At 40.3% G+C, this 4761-nt stretch carries 6 protein-coding genes and 1 pseudogene; 5 read left to right on the top strand and 2 right to left on the bottom strand.

Annotated features, from left to right (window positions below; all coding sequences use genetic code 11):
• Positions 1–709 (bottom strand): annotated as a pseudogene (locus tag VB714_RS14530) (hypothetical protein); the annotation flags it as partial.
• A gap of 169 nt (positions 710–878) precedes the next feature.
• Here VB714_RS14530 and VB714_RS14525 point away from each other — a divergent pair.
• The 3 genes from VB714_RS14525 to VB714_RS14515 all read left to right on the top strand — a co-directional run bounded on the left by VB714_RS14525 (position 879) and on the right by VB714_RS14515 (position 2398).
• Positions 879–1565, top strand: coding sequence for a hypothetical protein (locus tag VB714_RS14525; RefSeq protein WP_323225326.1), 687 nt, complete (start codon positions 879–881; stop codon positions 1563–1565).
• Positions 1566–1613: 48 nt separating this feature from the next.
• A complete protein-coding gene (locus VB714_RS14520; protein ID WP_323225325.1) occupies positions 1614–2078 on the top strand; it encodes a phage holin family protein in 465 nt (154 codons plus the stop codon).
• Positions 2079–2146: 68 nt separating this feature from the next.
• Positions 2147–2398 carry a CopG family antitoxin gene (locus VB714_RS14515; RefSeq protein ID WP_323225324.1) on the top strand — a complete coding sequence of 84 codons (252 nt, stop codon included), beginning with the start codon at positions 2147–2149 and terminating at the stop codon, positions 2396–2398.
• Positions 2399–2473: 75 nt separating this feature from the next.
• Here VB714_RS14515 and VB714_RS14510 read toward each other — a convergent pair whose 3' ends face one another.
• Positions 2474–3220, bottom strand: coding sequence for a TIGR00297 family protein (locus VB714_RS14510; RefSeq protein ID WP_323225323.1), 747 nt, complete (start codon positions 3218–3220; stop codon positions 2474–2476).
• Between the two features lie 127 nt (positions 3221–3347).
• On the opposite strand from VB714_RS14510, the gene VB714_RS14505 reads away from it, so the two are divergent.
• Both VB714_RS14505 and VB714_RS14500 read left to right on the top strand, forming a co-directional pair.
• Positions 3348–4181 carry an SAM-dependent methyltransferase gene (locus VB714_RS14505; RefSeq protein ID WP_323225322.1) on the top strand — a complete coding sequence of 278 codons (834 nt, stop codon included), beginning with the start codon at positions 3348–3350 and terminating at the stop codon, positions 4179–4181.
• A 163-nt stretch (positions 4182–4344) separates the two neighbouring features.
• On the top strand, positions 4345–4761 hold a 417-nt coding region (locus tag VB714_RS14500), incomplete at its 3' end, for a Tic20 family protein (RefSeq protein WP_323225321.1).

The raw sequence follows: 4761 nt of genomic DNA, 5'->3' as shown, positions 1-4761 counted from the left end.
CAAGAGCAATTGCTCCTCGAAATTCGTTCTCTTCATAAACAGGAGCAGCACAAGTCACGCTAATATTATTATTCTCTGGATCGAGATAAGCTGTTGTCCAAAATTGTTCGCGATCGGGATTATTTTTCGGCAGCGATCGCTCGTACATTTCCGATGCTAATAAATCAGTTTGGAACTGAAAGTTTTGAGAATGAACCCAAGGAAAGCGATTAATAAACTTTTCTTGAGAAAGATAGTAAGCATGAATATCATTCGGAATAACTTTTAAAGCAGTCTGAAATAAAGGATTTAGGGAAAATGCCATCTCAATTTCTCGATAAAAATCGGAGTCGCGATCGCGCAGATTTCCCAGTCCAGTTAAATTGCCAATTAAGCGATCGGTATAAGGGGGTGGAATCCTGTTTAAATTATAGGATATTTGCCCTTGTTCTTCCGTTTCTTTTAAATTATCAAAGAGAAGAGATTCGGCAATTCCAATTTGACCAATTTCGTAAAAAGAATTCGCTCTTACCTGCATTTGTTCGACATAATCTGCCGTCGTTTTAATCGCTTCATCAACTTGAATTGCTGCTTCTTGAACTCGTTCTCGAATCAGATTAATTTCAGCGTAGTATTGAAATTGAAGTTGCCAATAAAATAAGCTGGAGACAACGATCGCAAAAATAACGATAGTGAGACGAATAATGAAGTTATAGCGAGAAAAAATCATTCAAGTAATTTTTTTTTGTGTATATATTAAGATGCACAAAAATGAGTATCTTTAAAACAGATGCACTTTGTTCATGCAATGTTTCGGAAAGAAACTCAGGCTAGATGTTAGCTATTTTACAGAACTTTAGCACGCGATCGGGAGAGAAAACTAAAGGAATGGGAAAAAGATGCGATTTCGCGATCGCGAATCGATCGCATCGGGAACAGATTACCCGACTACAAACGTCCTGAAAGAAAATATAGTTTTGTTCGGGAAGGAAAAAATCGTGGAAAAAATCGTGGAAAAAATCGTGAGAGATCGCCTGAAAATGTTGGTCTTGACCGTAACAACAACCACTCTAATTATGGGTGCTATTCCTCCATTACCCACTTTCGCCCAAAATGAGGTTTTATACGATTGTATCGTTGAAACCAGCCGTGGACGACAACGAGAACGCAAAGGGATGAACCGCGCGACCGCTTGGGGGTATTTAGGGAATGATGTAGAGGAAAATTCGCGAGGAGTTCTTCGCAGTTGGCGAGGACAGTGTACTCCTCGCAATGCACCTAGTTCTACTCCGGATTCTACTCCAGATCGGACAGTTCCTTCTTCTTCGCGCCCTTCTTCTCCTCAACCTTCTTCTCCACAGCCTTCAACTTCCTCTCAACCGTCCACATCAACGGGACTCCTCAATAGTTGCCAAAATGAGGTTGCTGCAAGGTTAGCAGGGACACAAGCTAATAACGTCAATGTAGAATCTTCTTCTGTGGATGCGGGGGGAAATGCGATCGTCAATTGGAATAGTTCGGCGGGACAGTCGGGGTTTTGTCGGGTCGATCCTTTTGGTAATATTATTGAGTTTCGCCAAAATTAATGGCAAAAGAATGAGAAATAAAATCAGTTAGAAAACTTTACAGAAGGGGTGTTAAATTTAGCACCCTTTTCTGTCGATCGCGGAAAAAACAAGCTAGGATCGCGATCGTTAATCCTCTTAAATTCAGGGAAAACGAGAATTATGGCAACGATTATTGGATTTTTAGTGACAGCTTTAGTGACGGCGGTAAGTCTGTTGATTATTGCTCGCTTACCTCTAGGAATCGAAATAGATAGTACGGACAAGGCAATTTGGGCGGGAGTTATCCTAGGACTTCTTAATGGCTTAGTCAGGCCTGTTTTGTTTGTTTTGACATTACCTATTACTATTCTGACTCTTGGCATTTTCACACTATTTTTGAATGCCTTTATTTTTGGAATTACTGCTAAATTAGTCGAAGGATTTCGGCTCAATTGGGGGATATGGAGTGCTTTATTAGACGCGATCGCGTTGGGAATTATTAACTCAATTCTCAATTCGATCTTGCTCCGAATCTTTCCAACTTTGGGTTAAAGTCTTATAGGGTAGGGATAGACATTACCTACCCTAATCGATATAATTAAAGCATGAAAATTCATCAAATGAATACACACAAAATTCCTTCAACTGATTCTATTGACAAATTAGCACAATTTTGGGATACTCACGATTTAACTGACTTTGAAGATCAATTAGAAGAAGTCCAAGAACCTATCTTTGAACGCAAAGTCACTCTACAAATTGATTTAGATCCTCGGCAAATTCAACAAATTCAGGAAATTGCTAAAGCCAAAGGATTAGACAATATTTCGCTGATTCAAGACTGGATTAGTGAAAAATTAAAAGCATCTTAACCAGTAAGGCTATTCTCTCAATAGTAAAACAGAAAATATCTTCTGAAAAATATTTGTTGATTAGCAATTTTTGCTCTAGTTGAGGAAAAGAAAAGCCATTAAAATTGCTGCGATCGCGCCGATGAGTGTGTTAATAATATTTACAACTTCATTGGTTAAAAAAGCAAATTTTTCTTGCACCGTTGCCCCGATAACACTTTCTAAATTTGTGGCAATAAAGGCAGCAAGAATACACCAAAGAATCCCGAAAGGAGAAATGGTATTCAACCCCCAAGCGAGAAAGGCGATCGCAGCAGAAGCGACTATTCCAGCTAGAGTTCCTTCTAAACTTACTGCTCCTTCTGTACCGCGAGGAACGGGTTTTAAGGTAGTAATTAAAAAAGTTCGCTTCCCATAAGCCTTACCAATTTCGGAAGCACAAGTATCGGAAAGTTTGGTACAAAAACTGGCGATATAACCTAATATAAATAATCCTTGCCAAGGCTCGCTAACAAGAAGAGTTCCTAAAGCACATAGGGTGCCAATTAATGCCGATCCCCAAACATTTTCCGGACCCCGCAAACCCGATCGCCCTTCGGCAATTCCTGCGGCTTCTTTTTCTGCTTTACCGATGCGCGTTACTCCCGATCCAACTAGAAAATAAAACATTACTACGAGATACCCTTGCCAAGCAAGAGTTCCCCAAACAATAACCCCAAGAATCCATGCGTGCAAATAGCCCCAAGGAGTCAAGAGTTTTTTAGGCGAAATAAAGGCAAAACCTAGTAAAATTGTGTTGAGGGCGATCGCGACAAACCAAGGGTTAAACCAATCAATATTCATGGGTTTGAGAATTGATAGGACACGCCTCTACTATACGCCCTCAAGGAACAAGTCTCAAGTTTTGGTTGAAGCGGGTTAATTTCAGATTAAAATTATAAGGTACGCGATCGCCAACCCTCTCTAAGCCGTGGAAGAAACAAGTAAAAATATTTCTAGCAAACTGATTCCTCAAGCCTTTATTCCTTTTTCTGCTCGTCTTATGGCTGCTCTGCGGGCGAAAGAAACGGTTAGAAAAGATCGACTTTTTAGCGATCCTTTTGCTGCACAATTAGCAGGAGAAGATGCTTTTAATTTTGCCAATACAAAATCCCTCCCTCGAGATATAGCTTATCTCGCTATTCGCACAAAATTATTTGACGATTTTTTTCAAGAAGCCATGACAAACATTTCTCAAGTTGTTATATTAGCAGCAGGAATGGATACGCGAGCATATCGTCTTTCTTGGCCAGAGAATACTTGTCTTTACGAACTAGATTTTTCTGGTATTTTAGAGTATAAAGAGAATATTATCGGCAGGGTTTCTCCTAATTGTCAGCGCATCGCGATCGCCGCCGATTTAACGCAACCTTGGACGCATTTACTGCTAGAACAAGGCTATCAACGCGATCGCCCTTCGATTTGGCTCTTAGAAGGATTATTAATGTACCTCGAAGCATCTCAATGCGATCGGTTGATGCAGGATGTATTTGCTTTAACCGCACCAAGGAGTCAATTGGGTTTAGATTTGATCGATCGCCAAGCAGTTGATGGCGAACCTTATAATGGTTACTTTCGGTTTGGAGTTGACGATCCAGAAGAATTTCTCAAACAGTATGGTTGGACTGCTCAAATCATCGATCCTGCTGAACTAGCAGTTCGTTTTGGATGCTTTGAAAATGTATTACTTCCCCACAATAGTTCTAATTCAGCACGAGCTTTTCTGGTTAAAGCGCATAATTTCGATCCCCCCCAGCCCCCTTAATAAGTGGGGAGAATCCGGAAGTCCCCCTTTTTAAGGGGGATTTAGGGGGATCGAATCAATAACTAGCAAGTTGAGTTAAAAAGCTAAACTAAGGAATTGCGATCGCTAGATGTTCTTTGCACTATAATCGTTAAACAATACTCTCACAAAAAAGGTATAAATCATGGTTCGGCGTGGCTCAACAACAACACAAGACAAAATTTTAGCGGCTTTGACCTATTTAATTCCCATAATTGAAGCCTTACCTTTTGGAATGCTGGTCTTTTCTCTCGTTCCTCCTCTCGCCATATTATTTACGCCTTTATTTATCTTAATGCCCATTTATTTCCTTTCTATTGGAGGTCTGGCAATTGTTGAGTTTGGGATATTTTTTGCTGTTTATGTCTTGGTCATTCAAAATCAGACACTACCACATTTTCTGCGCTTCAACGCCCTTCAAGCTCTTTTAATCTCTATTGCTGCTTACTTGTGTCGTTTGGTTCTCGAATTGTTGGGACTGTCTCAACAATTACTCGATCCGTTAGTCGGAAGAAGCACTCCAGGAGTCTCTATTTTGCCAGAAAACATTCTCTCCACGGCG

Source organism: Spirulina sp. 06S082, assembly GCF_034932145.1.
Lineage (GTDB): Bacteria > Cyanobacteriota > Cyanobacteriia > Cyanobacteriales > Spirulinaceae > CCY15215.
Note: the sequence above shows the minus strand (reverse complement) of the source record. Positions and strands in the feature narration are given on the sequence as shown.